This window comes from Ignavibacteria bacterium (assembly GCA_025612375.1).
Lineage (GTDB): Bacteria > Bacteroidota > Ignavibacteria > Ignavibacteriales > SURF-24 > JAAXKN01.
Genome location: JAAXKN010000004.1, coordinates 1 through 16,710, shown reverse-complemented (window position 1 = coordinate 16,710; position 16,710 = coordinate 1). Strand labels below are relative to the sequence as shown.

General features: G+C 43.8%; 13 protein-coding genes. 7 read left to right on the top strand and 6 right to left on the bottom strand.

Translation table 11 applies throughout. The annotated features are described in order from the left end of the window. Nucleotides 1-78 precede the first annotated feature (78 nt). Nucleotides 79-2,244, top strand: a complete 2,166-nt coding sequence (gene recQ, locus HF312_04350; protein ID MCU7519422.1) for a DNA helicase RecQ — start codon at nt 79-81, stop codon at nt 2,242-2,244. Here the strand turns inward: recQ and HF312_04345 are convergent. Further along, nucleotides 2,241-3,869, bottom strand: a complete 1,629-nt coding sequence (locus tag HF312_04345) for a trehalase (GenBank protein MCU7519421.1) — start codon at nt 3,867-3,869, stop codon at nt 2,241-2,243. The two genes, recQ and HF312_04345, sit on opposite strands and share 4 nt — an antisense overlap. 198 nt (nt 3,870-4,067) lie before the next feature. Between HF312_04345 and HF312_04340 the strand changes: the two genes are divergently transcribed. From HF312_04340 to HF312_04330, 3 genes are read left to right on the top strand one after another with little or no spacing between them, the layout of a single operon-like run. Continuing rightward, nucleotides 4,068-5,060 (top strand): DUF1028 domain-containing protein, encoded by a 993-nt coding sequence (locus tag HF312_04340; GenBank protein ID MCU7519420.1) that lies wholly within the window; start codon nt 4,068-4,070, stop codon nt 5,058-5,060. 52 nt (nt 5,061-5,112) lie between these two features. Beyond that, nucleotides 5,113-6,387 carry an FAD-dependent oxidoreductase gene (locus HF312_04335; GenBank protein ID MCU7519419.1) on the top strand — a complete coding sequence of 425 codons (1,275 nt, stop codon included), beginning with the start codon at nt 5,113-5,115 and terminating at the stop codon, nt 6,385-6,387. Between the two features lie 34 nt (nt 6,388-6,421). Beyond that, entirely contained in the window at nt 6,422-6,844 is a 423-nt protein-coding gene (locus HF312_04330) for a GNAT family N-acetyltransferase (GenBank protein ID MCU7519418.1), read from the top strand. Between the two features lie 94 nt (nt 6,845-6,938). On the opposite strand, the gene HF312_04325 is transcribed toward HF312_04330, so the two are convergent. Then, on the bottom strand, nt 6,939-7,274 hold the full coding sequence (locus tag HF312_04325; protein ID MCU7519417.1) for a cytochrome c: 336 nt from the start codon (nt 7,272-7,274) through the stop codon (nt 6,939-6,941). 418 nt (nt 7,275-7,692) lie between these two features. Between HF312_04325 and HF312_04320 the strand changes: the two genes are divergently transcribed. Together HF312_04320 and HF312_04315 are read left to right on the top strand one after the other, a co-directional pair. Continuing rightward, nucleotides 7,693-8,310, top strand: coding sequence for a hypothetical protein (locus HF312_04320; GenBank protein ID MCU7519416.1), 618 nt, complete (start codon nt 7,693-7,695; stop codon nt 8,308-8,310). A gap of 242 nt (nt 8,311-8,552) precedes the next feature. Next, complete coding sequence (locus HF312_04315; GenBank protein ID MCU7519415.1) at nt 8,553-10,946, top strand: T9SS type A sorting domain-containing protein; 2,394 nt, start codon at nt 8,553-8,555, stop codon at nt 10,944-10,946. Between the two features lie 117 nt (nt 10,947-11,063). Here the strand turns inward: HF312_04315 and HF312_04310 are convergent, their stop codons facing one another. The 4 genes from HF312_04310 to HF312_04295 form a co-directional block, all read right to left on the bottom strand. Further along, nucleotides 11,064-13,202 (bottom strand): S46 family peptidase, encoded by a 2,139-nt coding sequence (locus tag HF312_04310; protein ID MCU7519414.1) that lies wholly within the window; start codon nt 13,200-13,202, stop codon nt 11,064-11,066. A gap of 62 nt (nt 13,203-13,264) precedes the next feature. After that, on the bottom strand, nt 13,265-14,092 hold the full coding sequence (locus HF312_04305) for an alpha/beta hydrolase (protein MCU7519413.1): 828 nt from the start codon (nt 14,090-14,092) through the stop codon (nt 13,265-13,267). A 1-nt stretch (nt 14,093) separates the two neighbouring features. Beyond that, entirely contained in the window at nt 14,094-14,798 is a 705-nt protein-coding gene (locus tag HF312_04300) for a hypothetical protein (GenBank protein MCU7519412.1), read from the bottom strand. A 214-nt stretch (nt 14,799-15,012) separates the two neighbouring features. Beyond that, entirely contained in the window at nt 15,013-15,297 is a 285-nt protein-coding gene (locus HF312_04295) for a T9SS type A sorting domain-containing protein (protein MCU7519411.1), read from the bottom strand. A gap of 161 nt (nt 15,298-15,458) precedes the next feature. On the opposite strand from HF312_04295, the gene HF312_04290 reads away from it, so the two are divergent. Next, nucleotides 15,459-16,630, top strand: a protein-coding gene (locus HF312_04290) for an IS3 family transposase (protein ID MCU7519410.1) whose coding sequence is annotated in 2 segments (ribosomal slippage) — nt 15,459-15,735 and nt 15,735-16,630 — 1,173 coding nt in all. Because the reading frame shifts where the segments join, the coding sequence is not laid out codon by codon here. Nucleotides 16,631-16,710: the final 80 nt, after the last annotated feature.

The window sequence follows — 16,710 nt, the reverse complement described above, 5'->3', positions numbered from 1 at the left end:
TAAAATGAACAAAGCCCGAAAGAGTTTCAGGGCTTTTTCTTATATTATGTTACTTTTTTCGTACACTTAAGTCTATAGATGGATCGAGCAAAAAAAATATTAAAAGACGTATTCGGATACGATACTTTCAGACCGCTTCAGAGTGAAATCATTGAAAATGTCCTTAAAAAGAAGGATTCCCTGGTAATAATGCCTACCGGCGGGGGCAAGTCGCTCTGCTACCAGATACCGGCAGTAGTTTTTGAAGGCCTTACAATTGTAGTTTCCCCCCTGATTGCCCTTATGAAGGATCAGGTTGAGCAGTTAAGGGATCTGGGAATTAATGCCGTTCTTCTTAACAGTTCCTTAAGCGCTGAGGAATACAGGAACAACTACAGGGAAGTCAGGGATAAAAAAGCACGCATCTTGTATCTTGCGCCCGAATCGCTTTTTAAGGATGAAATTCAGGAACTCCTAAGTGAAGTAAAACTCGACTGCATTACTATAGATGAGGCGCACTGCATCTCGGAATGGGGGCACGATTTCCGCCCTGAATACAGGCAGCTCGGCTCATTCAGAAAAAAATTCCCTTCGGCTGTCTGCATTGCCCTGACGGCAACTGCAACTCCAAGAGTTCAGGATGATATCAAAGCCAACCTTAATCTTGTGGATGCAGCGAAGTTTCTGGCCAGCTTTAACCGCAAAAATCTTTTTATTAGAGTTGTTCCTAAAACCGATCCTTTTCAGCAGACGCTGGACTTTTTAAGCGAACATAAGGATGAGCCCGGTATAATCTACTGCTTTTCTAAAAAGCAGGTAGATGACCTTTCAGAACAGCTTTCAGCATTAGGCTTTCTGGTCAGGCCTTATCACGCCGGACTTAAGAACGGTGAACGCTCTGAAAATCAGGATTTATTCTTAAAGGACAAGATACAGATCATTATCGCTACCATAGCCTTCGGCATGGGAATAAATAAATCCAATATACGGTTTGTAATTCATTACGACCTCCCTAAAAACATTGAATCGTACTATCAGGAGATCGGGCGTTCCGGGCGTGACGGGCTCAGGTCCGACTGCCTCCTTCTTTTCAGCTACGGCGACATAAGTAAAATAAACTACTTCGTTCAGCAGAAATACACAGAATTGGAAAGAACTGTTGCAAAGCTCCATCTTGAGTCAATGGTGCGTTTTGCAGAGGCAAATATCTGCCGGAGGATCCCTCTTATCAGATATTTCGGGGAGAATTACCAGCAGGAATACTGCGGCATGTGCGATAACTGCCTTTCAGAGAAAAAAGAGCTGACAGACGTAACAATTGCGGCACAAAAGTTCCTCTCCTGCGTTAAAAGAACGGGCGAGATCTTCGGAGCCAACTATTTAATTGACGTCTTGCTTGGGGCTGAGACCGACAGGATCTTCAGCTTCGGACACCAGAACCTGACTGTCTACGGCATAGGCAAGGATCTTACAAGAAATGAATGGCTTAAGCTTTCACGCCAGCTTTTGGCAGACCATATAATTGTAAAAGGTATCGAATTCGGAAGCCTGAAGCTGACCAAAAGAGCCTATGAGGTTCTGCTTAAAGACATGAAAGTTTATGCCGATATAAAAGAAAAGGAAGCCAAACACAAAAAGGCAGCAATTGAAGAAGAAAAGCACGATCCGCTCCTCTTTGAACTGCTAAGAAAAAAAAGAAAAGAGCTCGCCGAAGAATCAAACGTACCGCCTTACGTTGTCTTCTCCGACAAAACTCTTATTCAAATGGCGGCCACTTTCCCAAGAACAACAGATCATTTCCTGAAAGTCCAGGGTATAGGCCAGTTTAAGGCCGAAAAATACGGCAGCGTTTTTATCGAAGTTATTGATGAATACTGCAGGCAGAATGGAATTGAAGACGCAGTTCTCCAGGATAAGCCAGCCCACACATCTCCTTCAAGGAGCAAAAAGCCCAGGCATGTTGAAGTAGGTGAAGCTTTTAACAGGGGCGCTTCCATTGGCAAACTTATGGAGAGCTATAAAGTAAAAGAAATTACGGTACTCGATCATCTCCTGAAATATTTCCTTGACGGAAATTCTTTAAGGGAAGAAGGCCTTGAAGAGTTTACTATTCTGCCCAGGGCAATCCGGGAGAATATATTTTCTCTTTTTGACCAGTTTGGTACAGAAAGACTGGCACCGGTATATGAAAAACTAAACGGTGAGGTCAGCTACGACGACTTAAGGCTCCTCAGGCTTTTATATATGTCGGACAAGAGGGGCTAAGGCCCCTTTTTAATATTCTTAAGGAGGTAATTTTCATCCAGGTTATTTATAAATGCCTCCGCAACTCCGTTTGTCCAGCCGAAGCCGTCCTGCAGCGGGTACTCACCGCCGCCTCCGAAGAGCTCAAGATTTTCCACGTTATATTTTTCCATCATGCGCCCCGTTCTTTTATAAACGCTGCCGTTTAAGCTGACCCACCTGGTTTTAATTTCTTCAGCCAGTGAGTCAAGGCCGTATTCCCTTAAGGCTTTAACCGAAATCCATTCTAAAGGTGCCCAGCCGTTCGGTGCGTCCCACTGCTCACGGGTTTCATTAAGCGTAGTAACAAGTCCCCCCGGCCTTAGGAAGTTTTTCTTCAGGTTTTCAGCAATTCTTTCAGCGTACTCAGGCTTAGCTATTCCGAAGTACAACGGGAAACATCCGGCAAGGGAGATAGTATTGGTCTGTCTTCCCTCTTTCCAGTTATAATCGTGGTAGAACCCGTCAGTCTCATTATAAAATATCCGGTTTATAAGGTCCGCTCTCCTGGAGGCCTTGGTCTTAAAAAATTCACTTCTTTCCACGTTGCCGTTAAGCTCATAGTAATATCCAAGCCTGTTTTCCAGAAAGTACAAAAGGCAGTTCAGATCAACAGGAAGAATGTCGGTTGTCCTGATGCTGGTTAAAGATTTAGCGTCCTTAAACCACCTGCTTGAAAAGTCCCAGCCCGACTCTGCTGCAGCCCTCAGGTTTCTAAAGAACACAGCACGCACAGAATCAGGAACCTTCAGTGAATTAGTGTAATCAGCCCTGAAGGACTCTTCTCTTGGAATTGTGTCAAAGTCGTAGTAGCGGTTTAAGACACCCTCCTCATCATTTAGCAGGACCACCCTGTTAAGAGCCTGCACGCCGCCCCCCTCTGAGAGTTCCTCAAGGCCGTTCATCCAGAACTGGTACTCAGTTAAAAGTTCATCCAGAAACTGTACGCCCCAGTAGTAATCATTTTTATACCATGAGATGAGGTCAATCATCAGAGAAAGGAACGGCGGCTGGGAGCGTGTAAGATAATAAACCCTGTTGCCGTTAGGGATCATTTTAAGCCTGTCAATTAAATCGGCAAAATTCCTGACCATATTCTCAGCCTCATCCACCCTTCCGTCAGAAATGAGTCCCAGCATAGTAAAAAAACTGTCCCAGTAGTAGATCTCCCTGAATCTTCCGCCCGGAACTATATATGGGTGCCTGAGAGGAATAATTGTACTGTACCTGTTTATAAGGAGGTCCGGTTTCCTTATAAGAAACTGCCACAATGTTTCAATGTGCCGCATCATAGGCTCACTTTCCGGCAGCTTAAGTGAGTCAGTCTTTCCCCCGGGAACAATAAAATTAGCATAAACAAATTCTCTCAGGTTAAAGTCCGGCATCGCCTTAACTGAGTCGTAGAGCTTCCTGATAAATGCCGGGTTTTTAACCGGGACGGCGTCAACGAAGGTTTTGGAATCGGAGAATACAGAGGACATCTGCACGTCCTCAAAGAGGCTTCCGCTAAGCTGTATATAAGTTTTCTTTATGGCCCTGAGTGAATCAAAGTCCTGCGCGAAAGAAGCGGAAAGCAGAAATAAAATGAGCAGAATCGTCTTTTTCATGGCAAAACACTCTCTTATGCTTATTATAAAATATAAAAGCCATGACCTATTAACAAGTACCGGCTTCTGTTCTGCAAATATTGAATCTTCATATATTTATCTGTTTAATAAAATTACTATCTTATTACATTAAGTTTTAACTGTTCACTTTGGTCCATGTAATTAAATATTTTATAATCTTTTTGTGGAGACATAATCATGGAACTGAATTGCAGAACATTTGTTGGTTTTGGTATTTTTTTCTGTCTTCTTGGGCTTTTCACCAATGCGCAGGCACAAACACATGAAAACAGGCTCATCTGCACCTTCTCAATTACCGCAAGGGATTCCGCAACAGGTGAGCTTGGAGTTGCAGTTGCATCCCGTTTCTTTGCAGTGGGAACGGTTGTCCCCTGGGCAAAGGCTGACATAGGGGCTGTTGCAACACAGTCATTTGCAAACACCTCTTTTGGCCCGCGCGGCCTTGAGATGCTGCAGAAAGGATTAAGCCCCGAAGAGGTGTTAAAAGAGCTCTTAAAAAATGATGACAATCCAGAGCAAAGGCAGGTAGGCATTGTCTCCTCTGATGGTAAATCCACAACATATACCGGTGCAAAGTGCCTTCCATGGGCAGGCGGAAGAAGCGGCAGAAACTACGCCGTGCAGGGAAATATTCTTACCGGTGAAGACGTGGTGGCTAATATGGAAAAGGCCTTTCTTACAACAAAAGGCACACTTGCCGACAGAATGTATGCCGCCCTTATTGCAGGCGATAAAGCCGGCGGCGACTCACGCGGAAAGCAGTCTGCGGCACTTATTGTAGTAAAGGATAAGGCAGGCTACGGCGGCTATACGGACAGGGCAATTGATATCAGAGTTGACGACAGCCCGGAGCCATTTAAGGAACTTGGAAGACTCCTGGACTATGCACAAATGAACTACGCATGGAATGAAGGATGGACACTCTTTACAGAGAAGAAACCTCAGGATGCGCTTCCTCATATGGAACGCGCCGTATCCCTGCAGCCAAATAACCCTGAACTGCTCTACGACTTTGCTGTTATTGAGCTTGCGGCAGGCAAAAAAGATGCTTCCCTGGCGGCGCTTAAAAAGGCTTTGGAATTAAATCCGAAACTGAAGCAGCAGGCCTCAGGAGATAACGACCTGAAAGAACTTCACAATGATCCGCAATTTAAGGAATTGATAAAGTAGAATTTTTTGGGATTTATTAGTAAATGGTTTTTGAAACAGGAAAAGAATCTATATGATAAAGGCTGATGTACTGATTATTGGTGCCGGTGTAAGCGGCCTTATGGCAGCACGCGTGGCCTCAAAAAAAGGGAAAAAAGTAATAGTTCTTGAAGCACGCAGCCGCATTGGAGGCCGCATAGCAACGTCTTCCCCAAAGGGTTTCCTTAAGCCTCTTGAAGAAGGGGCAGAGTTTATTCACGGGGAGCTTCCAATTACCGAAGCCCTATTAAAAGAAGCCGGGCTTGCTTCTTTTTCAATGGAAGGCAAAACCTACCAGATGGAAAAAGGGAAACTTCAGGAAAGCGGGGAATTTATTGAGGGCTTTCATCAGCTCATCAGTGAGCTTGAAAATCTGAAAGAAGATATGGCGTTCTCGGACTTCCTCGACAAATATTTTGCCGGGGAACAATATAAAGTGCTCAGGGATTCAGTAATAAGATATGCCCAGGGATATGACGCTTCAGATATAAAAAGGGTAAGCAGCATTGCCCTGAGAGATGAGTGGAAAAATGAAAGTGAAGCCGCACCAACAAGAATTAAAGGGGGCTATAAGAAGCTGGTTGAATTTCTTGCAGAGGAAAGTAAAAAACTTGGCTGCGATATACAGCTATCCTCAGTTGCCAAAGTAATCCGCTGGAAGGAAGGTTCTGTTGAAATTTCATGCGAAGACGGAAGAACTTTCCTGGCACCGAAGGTTCTAATCACCGTTCCCTTGGGCGTACTGCAGTCTGAAAAGGACAGTAAAGGTCATATTGAGTTTCAGCCTGAAATTCCTGAAGCCGTTAAGGCATTTAAGTCAATGGGATTTGGATCTGTAATAAAGCTGTTCCTGGAATTTAAGTACAGATTCTGGGAGAAGGACAAGGCGCCGGATCTCGGATTCCTCCTTTCCGATGCGGATGTCCCCACCTGGTGGACACAGATGCCGGATGAGGTACCCGTTCTTACAGGCTGGATTGCAGGTCCGGAATCCGAAAAGCTAAGTGAATTAAATGAAAATGAAATAATTGATAAAGCTCTTCATTCACTCGCCTATGTTTTCGGAATGGATGTTCAAATCCTCAAAGAACAGCTCGTTTCTTCAAAATCCGTGAACTGGAACAAAGACCCCTTTGCGCTCGGAGCCTACGCCTATACTACAGTAGAGGCTAAAGAGGCTCTTAAAGTTGCCATGGAGCCTGTAAAGGATACCATTTACTGTGCTGGTGAAGCTTTCTACATGGGAAGTGCAATGGGCACGGTCGAAGGCGCTCTTAGCAGCGGGCGGGATATAGCAGAAAAATTATAGCTGAATTTTTATAAAATACCGGATTAAAGAGAAAATGGAGTTCAGGATTCAGGAAAATTGTGAGGACATTGACTGGCACGAGGTAAGACAGTACCTGAAAGATGCCGGAATGGGTTATTATGAGCCCCAATTGCACGAAAAAGCCTTCCGCAGCAGCTTTTCAACCGTGTTTGTCTTTAATAATGAAAAGATGATAGGTTTTGGACGTGCAATTTCCGACGGCGCCTACCAGGCAGCGGTTTACGACGTCGTGGTGCTGCCGGAATACCAGAATTTAGGGATCGGAAAAATGATTATGGAACGCATACTGCAAAAAGTATCGCACTGCAACGTGATACTTTATGCCAGCCCCGGCAAAGAGGTCTTTTACTCGAAACTGGGGTTTTCCGGGATGAGAACCGGGATGGCGCTTTTCCTTAATCCCCCTAGAATGAAGGAAAAAGGAATGATCTATTAGCAAGATACTTCCGGTAAAAAGACTGAAAAAGAAACAAAAAAGCCCTGCAGTAAATATACAGGGCTTTTTTTGGGAACAATATATTGGAAACAGATTACTTTTTGTGTGAAGCAAGCCAGTTAGCCAATGTCTTCAGTTCAGCATCACTTCCCTTGAAAGCGATCGGATGCTGTTTGCCTTCCAATTTTTCCTGCTTTGTCAGGAACTTCTGAATCCATTCAGGTTTCTGTGTAGCACCAACAGTTGAAAGATCCGGAGCTTTTGACTTTCCTGTAGGCTGAATATTTTCGGCCTTTAATGAATGGCACATTGTGCATTTATTTGCTTCAAAAATCTTCTTTCCATCGGCATCCTTCGACTGAGCAACTGTAGCTGAAGCCAGAACTGATACTGAAAATAAAGCTGCGATAACCAGATTTCTACTTTTCATATTCCTTCCATTTGTTGTTAAATGTTAGATAATAAGTTAATTAATCCTATTATTGGGGATACGCTAAAAACTCATCAATATATTTGTCATAATCAATGAATTATTTTCTTCATTATATAACAGGACAAAACTGATGCCAAAAGGCGTTTCCCGGAAAATTGAGCAGTATTACAGATTCCGCCTTAATGGGGCGTACTTTAATTAGTACATTTTGTCCTGTTTTTACTCCAGCAAGATACATATTGTTCCGGAATATTGAAAGATTATTAATGCAGGGCAGATATTTTTCACTTCCCGTAAACTCAATATGAATATCCACTTATCTCATTTGCCGGGGCTAAATATTACGTTAATTTTGCTTATTTTATAGTATAAGATTCTCACGCCTTATAAACACAACTAACAAACAAAAGGAAAGATGAAAAACTTCAGGAACATAGTTATATACTTAACAATTTTATCAGCTGTTATTCTTAACGGCTGTACCGCCCCCGTAAAACAGACAGAAGGCAATGCCCCACCTAAACTTGAAGCTTCAGGAAGCCTCAGGTTTCTTGTGCCATGGGTAAACGATAAATTAACCGTGCAGTGCGTTATTGAAGAAGTAGACAGCGCCGGCTATAAGATGAATAATATAGCTTTTTATAAAGACTCTGTAAAAAGCAGTAATTTACTTTTCTCGCAGCGCGACAGGAACTACCCTATTGCCATATTCCCGTTAAAAGACAATTCAGGCAACCTCATGACCATCTGGGAGTCGGGTGTAACATACCGCTTTAAGGTTTTTAATTTCAATCAGGACAAAATTGAAAGCGTGCTGGAAGGCTATTCGCAGTCGTATCCCGAGCTGTTTTACGAGAACAAGACCTCGGAAAACCTGAGCATTTTAATTACAACCGTTGACCTGGTAAAAAACAAAAAGACAAAAGAAAAAGAGATTCTTCCGGTCAGTGCAACGCTCTACAGGTGGAAGAATGAAAAATATATGAGTGTACCCAATATACCCTGGGCAAAAAGATTTTCCTCCGGGAAATAAAATTTCAGCACTTTTGTTATTTTGGAGCCGCCATCAGCGCCATATGAAGGCGGCTCTGAACCATTTCTGATTTCTCATCCTTTTGAATTTTTCATCCTTTTTTAAGTTTTCATCCCTTTTGTTGCGCCGCGTCACAGCCTATTGAAAATATGCCTCTATACTCTATATTATTTTTATACACATGTCGCCACACAATGCAATTCATGAATTAAGAAACGGTCAATATAATTACAGGGGTCAATATGAATAAACACACTTTACTTTTTGTCTTATTAATATATTCACTGTCATTTGGACAGGAGTACTGGAAAAACTACAACAGTGCAACATCACTTCTGCCGAATAATACGGTATACCAGATTGTTATTGACGATCAGGATATAAAATGGGTAGCTACCGGCGTAGGCCTTGGAAGGTTCGATGGAACAAACTGGAAATCGTATAATAAACTTAATTCGGGCCTGCCTAACAACATAGTCCGCAGCGTGGCGATCGATTCCAGGGGGAACAAGTGGGTGGGCACTGACAGCGGTCTTGCCAAATTTGACGGCAAGAGCTGGACAGTTTTTACAAAATCAAACTCATACCTTCCCGACAACCGCATAAGGGGCGTAGCCGTTGATAAAGACGGCTTTATCTGGATCGGCACCAAGGAAGGCGGAGTAGCCATGTTTGACGGCTTTAACTGGAGGCTTTTTAATGCCGCCAACACAAGCGGCCTGGTAGACTATATCAATACTGTAGCTGTGGATAACAATAACATAAAATGGATTGGGACGAGCGGCGGGGGTCTGGGAAAATTTGACGGCGTAAACTGGACCTTTTTCACGAAAACAAATTCTTATACAGCATGCAACTCATTCCTTAATATCCGATTCGACCCCAAAGGTGTACTGTGGGCCGGGACGTGGAATGGCGGCCTTGAATCCTTTGACGGTACCAAATGGGGCTGGGGCAGCTACTTCCCCAAGATCACCCGCAAGCTTGAACATAAATGGGTTCTGGGCGTGGGCCTGGATCAGAGCGGTGCAAAATGGGTGGGAACAAACAACATCGGGCTCTGGAAATTTGAATCGGTAAACGGGACAGAGACCTGGACGGCATTTGACTCCCTTAATTCCCCGGTTAACGACACCTGTATTGTATCAATTGCAGTTGATAAGTACAACAACAAATGGATCGGCACCTACACTAAAGGGCTCTTTATATATAATGAAAACGGCATAGTAATTAAGAACTTAATTGTCACAGGGCCCGAAGGGGGCACAAAATGGGCCTCAGGCAGCATGCAGAAAGTAGTCTGGAACAGCAAGAGTGTCAGCGGGAATGTAAATATAAAGCTTTCGCTTGATGAGGGACTGACCTACCCCATTACACTTGCCTCTGATACTCCAAACGACGGCTCTGAGAATGTTACCGTACCGGTAAACCCGTCCGACTTGTGCAGAATAAAAGTAGAATCAGTTTCGGATCCATCCCTTTACGGGGTAAGTCCGTCAAACCTCAGCATCATTGTATTAAAAGCTCCTGCGTTGCTGGCTCCCTTAAACGAAGCGTATACTGATCCATCTAAGCTGGTCCTGAAATGGAGAAAAACAGAATTAGCCGAAGGCTACGCACTGAAAGTTGCAACCGACACCAGCTTTAAGACCCTTTTAATAAACGAGCCTTCTGTAAAGGACACAGTGCTTCCTTTATCAAATCTCTCTACAAATATGAAGTGCTACTGGAAGGTTCAGGCCATAATAACAGGAGGCACGGGGCCATGGTCGGAAGTAAGGACTTTTACGGTGCTCTCATTACCTCTTTCTCCTGAGCTTAAGTCTCCGCAGAATAACGCGGTAAATGTGGATGAAAATGCCACACTTTCATGGAACAGCACTCTTAATGCAGCCTCTTACAGGCTTAGTATAAGTGAAGATGATCAGTTCAGCACATTATTCTACTCTGATTCCAGCCTGACGGATATAAGCAAAGAGGTAAAAGGGCTCAAGCACGGGGCAAAGTACTACTGGCAGGTAAGGGGTAAGAATGCTGCCGGAGCGGGGCCAAATTCCGCTACCTGGAATTTCACTACAAAACTCTACAGCCCTGACAGCCTGGAGGCGTCTGTGGAAGTACCGAGAGTGAAACTGACATGGAAGGATAAAACAAACAATGAATCTGGATTTATAATTGAAAGAAAATTTGATTCTGATTTTATAGTGATAGCAACTCTTGGCCCGAATGAGACTTCATACACAGATACAACTGCAAAAGCATCCGGCAGTTATCAGTACAAAGTAAGGGCTTTTACAAAGGAAGTTGAGTCTGACTTCAGTAATGCCGTTACAATCAGCATCACGGGTGTCAGAGTGCCAGGGACATCTCCGGCAGTTTTTGCTCTCGAGCAGAACTACCCGAACCCGTTTAATCCAACGACAAAAATCAGGTATTCCATTCCCAAAGAATCATTCGTCACCTTAAAAGTATATAACCTTCTGGGCAGTGAGGTGGCAACGCTTGTTAACGGAAGGCTTACTGCAGGCGAGCACGAGGCGGCTTTTGACGGAAGCAGCATGCCGAGCGGAATGTATCTCTACAGGCTTGAAGCCTCGGGCAATATAAGCACAAAGAAATTTGTATTACTGAAATAAACACTTTTTACTGCCAAATAGCCGGCCCGGGTAAAAATAATATTCAGGCCGGCTTCTTTGTTTTTACAGACAACTTCTTCTAGACCTTCCTTTTAAAAGGCAGTTCCTGAAGTAACACTATTGGATCTTTCCTTCTTTTAGTTCGTCTGCCAGACGGTCGTTTTTATAGACCTTCTTTATAGCCTCATACATTCCTTTGGAATCCACGGCTACAGTCCTGTTGTAAGTCGGCAGATAAATAAAGTTACCCTGCAGGCTCTCGATGTTTCCGTCGAAGGCCAGGCCTATAACCTCGGCATTCTTGTTTATTACAGCGCTGCCCGAGTTGCCGCCAACGATGTCATTTGTCGAGACAAAATTAAAGGGCGTATTCAAATCCAGGTCTTTCGGAACATTCTGCCACCTTGAAGGAAGATTAAAAGGATACTTTCCTTCAAAGCCGAAATACTTGTCGTAAAGGCCGAAGAAAGTTGTTTTAACCTGTGCAGTAGTGCCGTTATAATTGTAGCCTTTTAAGAGGCCGTCTGAAAGCCTTAATGTCCTGTTTGCATCAGGCGTAACTGAGGTGCCGTACATCTTGTAGATTATCTGTCCTAAGAGCCCAAACGCAATGTTTTCTGTGTCCAGAGTTTCCTTCTGCTCTTTTTTCAGCTTTACCAGGTCACCGTAGGTCTCTGCATAATAGCTGATAAAAGGATCATTAAGGGAAAGGATTTCTTCCGGCGTTTTCTGGAAAAGAGCCATTACGGTTTTCTTGTCCTTAAATGCCGATTTTGAGATCAGGTTCTGAGCTATCTCCTTAGATGTCGATCCGCTGAAGAATTTCTTTACCCACGGGTGATCCTTGCCCAGGTTCATTATGATGTAATCTATATTGATTTCAAGTTTTGCCTGTTCAAGAATAGGATCAAAGTTATCAGGATAAATGTTCTTCAGCATCTGCTGGTAGCGTTCGGTCTTTGTTTCCGGATCTTTCTGATCCTCAGGAAGAGCGCTCTGCTTTGCCTGAGTTACAAGCGCGTTTGCAATTGTAAGATAACGTGAGAAGTAGGTGGGGTTTGTTGAGAGTGCTGCTATTTTCGTATCAATACTTCTCAGCTCCCCGCGTGTTGTTTCAATTGTCTTCCATACGTGGCCGTACTGTTTTTCCAGCTGAGGGTCGGACGCAACGAACTCACGTGCGCGTTTTTCAAAATCCTTTTTACGGGCCATCAGATATGGATCATTAAGAGCCTTATAGGTGTTTGAGGTATTTTTCTGCCCGTTGCTGAAACCAAGCCTCAGGTTTTCATATTCAGAGGCCTGCTGCGGGTTAATGCTCTTCAGCTGGTCTAGGCGGCTGTAGAGATTGTCGGCCAGAAAAGCGCTGTTCCTGAACTGAATGTCCCTTAAATATTCGAGCTGTGCAACAGTCCTCAGGCGGTTGGTTGACCCGGGGTTTCCGACTGTAAAGACGAGTTCTCCTGGCTGTGCGCCATTTGCGCTCCACTTGAAAAAGTGTTCAGACTTGACCGGCTTTCCGTCATCTCCGTATATCCTGAGGAAAGTGCAGTCAAGGTTGTAGCGCGGGTAAGTAAAGTTGTCCGGATCCCCTCCGAAATATGCAATATTTTCCTCCGGCTGAAAAACGAGTCTTACGTCATTATAAGTCTTAAAACCCTGAACGAAGAAGAGGCTTCCGTTGTAATAAGAAACAACGTCGCACTTAAGTTTGGTTTCTTTTTCATACTCATCTTTTAACACTTTAAGCTTTGCGTCTCTTAAGGCGATCTTTTCCTTTTCAGTCTTGCCTGAGCTGATTGCAGTCTGGACCTCTTTTGTAACGTCCTTAAGATAGATTAATTGTTCTGCCGAATAGTTGGGGATTTTTCTTTCCTCTTCAAGCGTCCTTGCGATAAAGGCTGTATTTGCAAGGTCTTCGCCTTCTTTCTGGACCATTCTTCTTATTCCGCGGGCGCAGTGGTTATTTGTCATAACCAGACCGTCTTCAGAAACAAAGGATGCCGTGCAGCCCGGTATGCGCAGGGCTGAAAGCCGTACGTCATCAAACCATTCCTGCGAGGCATTAAAGTTATATACCTGTTTCAGGTATTCAAAAGGCGGGAACTCAAAGGCCCACATTTTGCCTGTATCATACTTCTGCGCCTTTACTGTATCGGCATCAAAGGTGGCCTGGGCACGTAAACCGCCAAAGCATATGAATAGACATAAGGCTGCAGTAAGCATAAGCCTATTCATTCTAAACTGATTTTTCATTTAACTCCCTGTATTGTATAAATGTTAATTATTCCGCAAAGCAAAAATAATAGTGCCCGGACTTATAACCAAAGCAGATGTAAAAATTTTCTTAGAGACATCAGATATTCTTCCACCCCCATCTTTTCCGGGATGTTAGTATGAACCGCCCCCGGGACAACAATTAGAGTTTTTGGCTCCGGCGCATTGTCATAAACAACCTGACCGTTGTCACGGAAGCGTACAAAGTCGTCGTCACTTCCATGAAGAAGCAGAAACGGAGTTGTGATTTTTTTTATTTCCTCGGCATTATTAAACTTTCCTTTTGTAAGCCACCCCGCTGGGATATCCAGCACCAGGCTTCCCTGTGTAAGGGAATTTGCCGAGGCAAAAGGGGCCTCTGCAATAAGTGCCATCGGCTTTACGACCTCGGCAGCAAGATAGATTGAAGCCACATTGCCAAGCGAGTAGCCGTATAGAATTAGCGATGCGGGTTTTACAGCATAATTTACTTTAATGAAATTCCATGCTGCCTCTGCATCCTCATGCATTCCCACTTCGGAAGAAGTGCCTTCAGACATTCCAAATCCCCTGTAGTCGAATATAAAGACATTAACTCCAAGCTGATGCAGATACATAATCCTGTCCCAGTAGTTATCTATGTTTTCTTTATTTCCGTGGCAGTACAGTATAGTAAAACTATTATAGTAATTTTCTCCTTTTACCCAGTACCCGTAGAGCGTGTTTCCACCGCTTATGAAAGTCACCTGCTTAATGAGTGAATCGGGGATATTGTTTCCGGGCAGTTTGTATGCTGAGATTTTCTTGTCGTTAAAAAGGAAGCTGTCCATATCGCAGCCCTGTGCGGCTATAGCAACAAAAAGAGAGATGTATAATATAATTTTTTTCATTTTAGAAGCTCCTCTCAATAGCAAACAAAATTCCAACGGCGCCATGGCCTCCGGGCTTTATATAATCAGCCGCAAGCTGATCGGACCTAACGTTTACTCCCTGCCATTTTACCTCAGTCGTAAGACGGAGGCTTTTCCCGAGGTCAGTCCTGTAGCCAAAAAACGGAGAGAGCACAAACTTCGGGGCGTCAGTATCATAATCGGAACTTGTAAGAGGGAAAGTGTAGTCAAACCCCGTATAGATGAGGTCACTTCCCAGGTGCCAGGCGGCAGAGGCTGAAAGGGAAGGATACACGCGCATACGGCTTTCAACGTCCGGCTTCAGGCTGATAAAAGTTAAAACTTCAGGATGAATTCCGACAGTTGGAATAAGTCCCTCGTTCAATACAGGAAAGTACGAAGCTCCCAATTCAAGGCCGAAAATCCTGTACGGAAGGCTGGTCAGGTGCAGGCTGCCATCTATATTCATTTTCTCATTTAAGCCGTAAGACATTCCAACGGTGGCATAGGGAATTGGTATATGAGTATTAAAGGCTGCCACTATGGGGCCTCCCAGGCTTAAGTTTGCATTCATATTGCCCCGCCCCAGCGGTTCCAGGCTCGTATGCGCTGCGCATCCGGCAAATATTAGTGTTAAGGTAAGTATAACTCCAAAGGATAATTTTTTCATAGTAATGCCGCAGACTCCATAAATTTTCACCTTCAATACTTGCCCCGAAAATAAGTCGAAATACTCAATAAAACAACACATCTGAATATTACGAAGTAAAGGCTTTTTATCGGGGAAGCGAAAACTGACAGGATATTCCTCAAGCAAATTTGTTGCTGATTGCAGGTATTAGTTACAGAAGGCAGAAGTCCCCGAAAGAACTTCTGCCTTAAGACCTAAAAAATAGGGCTTTGTAAATTTATGACAAGAATTACTTCAAGAGCAACATCTTGCCGCTCTTAACAAAATCATTTGCCCTAAGTTCATAGATATATGTCCCGCTAGGAAGGTGGGAGGCATTAAACTCCACAGAATACCTTCCCTGCTCCTTATACTCATTTACAAGAGTAGTAACTTCCTTTCCCAGCATGTCAAAGATCTTAAGAGTCACCCTTGAAGTCTTCGGGATCTCATAGTTTATGACTGTAGAGGGATTGAAGGGATTGGGGTAGTTCTGGCTTAAAGCATACTCCACAGGAGCAGTTTCACTTTCCACAAGTTCCTTCTCTGGCTTCTCTGCTTTTCCCTTTCCAGAGTTTAAGAGATATACATTAAACTAACCCCCGTATAGTACCCTCTTGGAATAGACAATATGATATTAAAAGAAAGATATTATATTATCAACAGTGGTACCAATATACAAGGAGGGAAATTAAAATGGAAGGAGAATTAAAACGAAGGGTCTTCGATGAGGAGTTTAAGCTAGGGGCAATAAGGCTGGTAAAGGAGGAAGGCAGGAGGATTAGCGATGTGGCACGGGATCTTGGAATCGGGCAGAGTCTTCTGCACAAATGGATACGCCAGCAGAAAGAAGATGGTGCCTCAGCCTTCCCAGGAAAAGGTCACCTTAGGCCTGAGGAAGAGTATATGAAGAAACTTGAAAAAGAGCTCCGTGACGTAAAAGAGGAGCGAGACATATTAAAAAAAGCTATCGCCATTTTCTCAAGAGTAAAGCCCTGAAGTTTGAATTTATACGGGTTCACAGGTGTGAGTTCCGTCTTGAGAAAATGTGCACTGTCTTAGGCGTCTCCAGGGCAGGTTACTACCACTACACGAGAAGGAAGGTCTCAAGAAGGGCCATAGAAAACAAGGAGCTCTTAAGGGATATAAAAAGCATTTACTCGGAGTTCAGAAGAGCCTACGGGGTTTTAAGAATTACAAAAGAGCTGAAGGCCAGGGGTAAAAGCTTTAACAAGAAAAGGATTCAGAGGATTATGCGTGTAAACGGCATAAGGGCCAAGGCTTCAAGGAAGTTCAAGGTGACGACCAATTCCAAACATACGAGGAACAATATACCTGACCTGGTACAAAGGAAATTCCATGCTGAAGAAGTAAATACCCTCTGGACAAGCGACATCACCCACATCCATACCCGTGAGGGCTGGCTTTACCTGTGCGTAATCCTCGACGTATGTTCAAGAGGGATCGTGGGCTGGTCGATGTTAAACAGGATTACCGAGGACCTGGTAATGAGTGCCCTCATCCAGGCAGTCAGGCAGAGAAGGCCAAAGCCTGGTCTGATATTCCACTCTGACCGTGGAAGCCAGTATGACTCCCTGAAGGTGAAAGGCTACTTAAAACGCCACTTCTTCCGCCAGAGCATGAGCCGTAAAGGCAGCTGCTATGACAATGCAATTACAGAGAGTTTCTTTCATTCGCTTAAGACTGAGCTCGTTCACTCTGAAAAGTATGAAACAAGAATGGAGGCAATGATAAGTCTCTTCGATTATATTGAAATATTCTACAACAGGAAAAGAAGGCATTCGGCTTTAGGCTATAAGACGCCTGAGGAATTTGAGCTGATGAAGAGGAAGATATGTCTTAACTGAGTGTGTACTTTGCGGGGGTAAGATCACATCCATATTGTTTACAATTAGGTTTTCTTTCCCAATTCCATCAACACTTACTC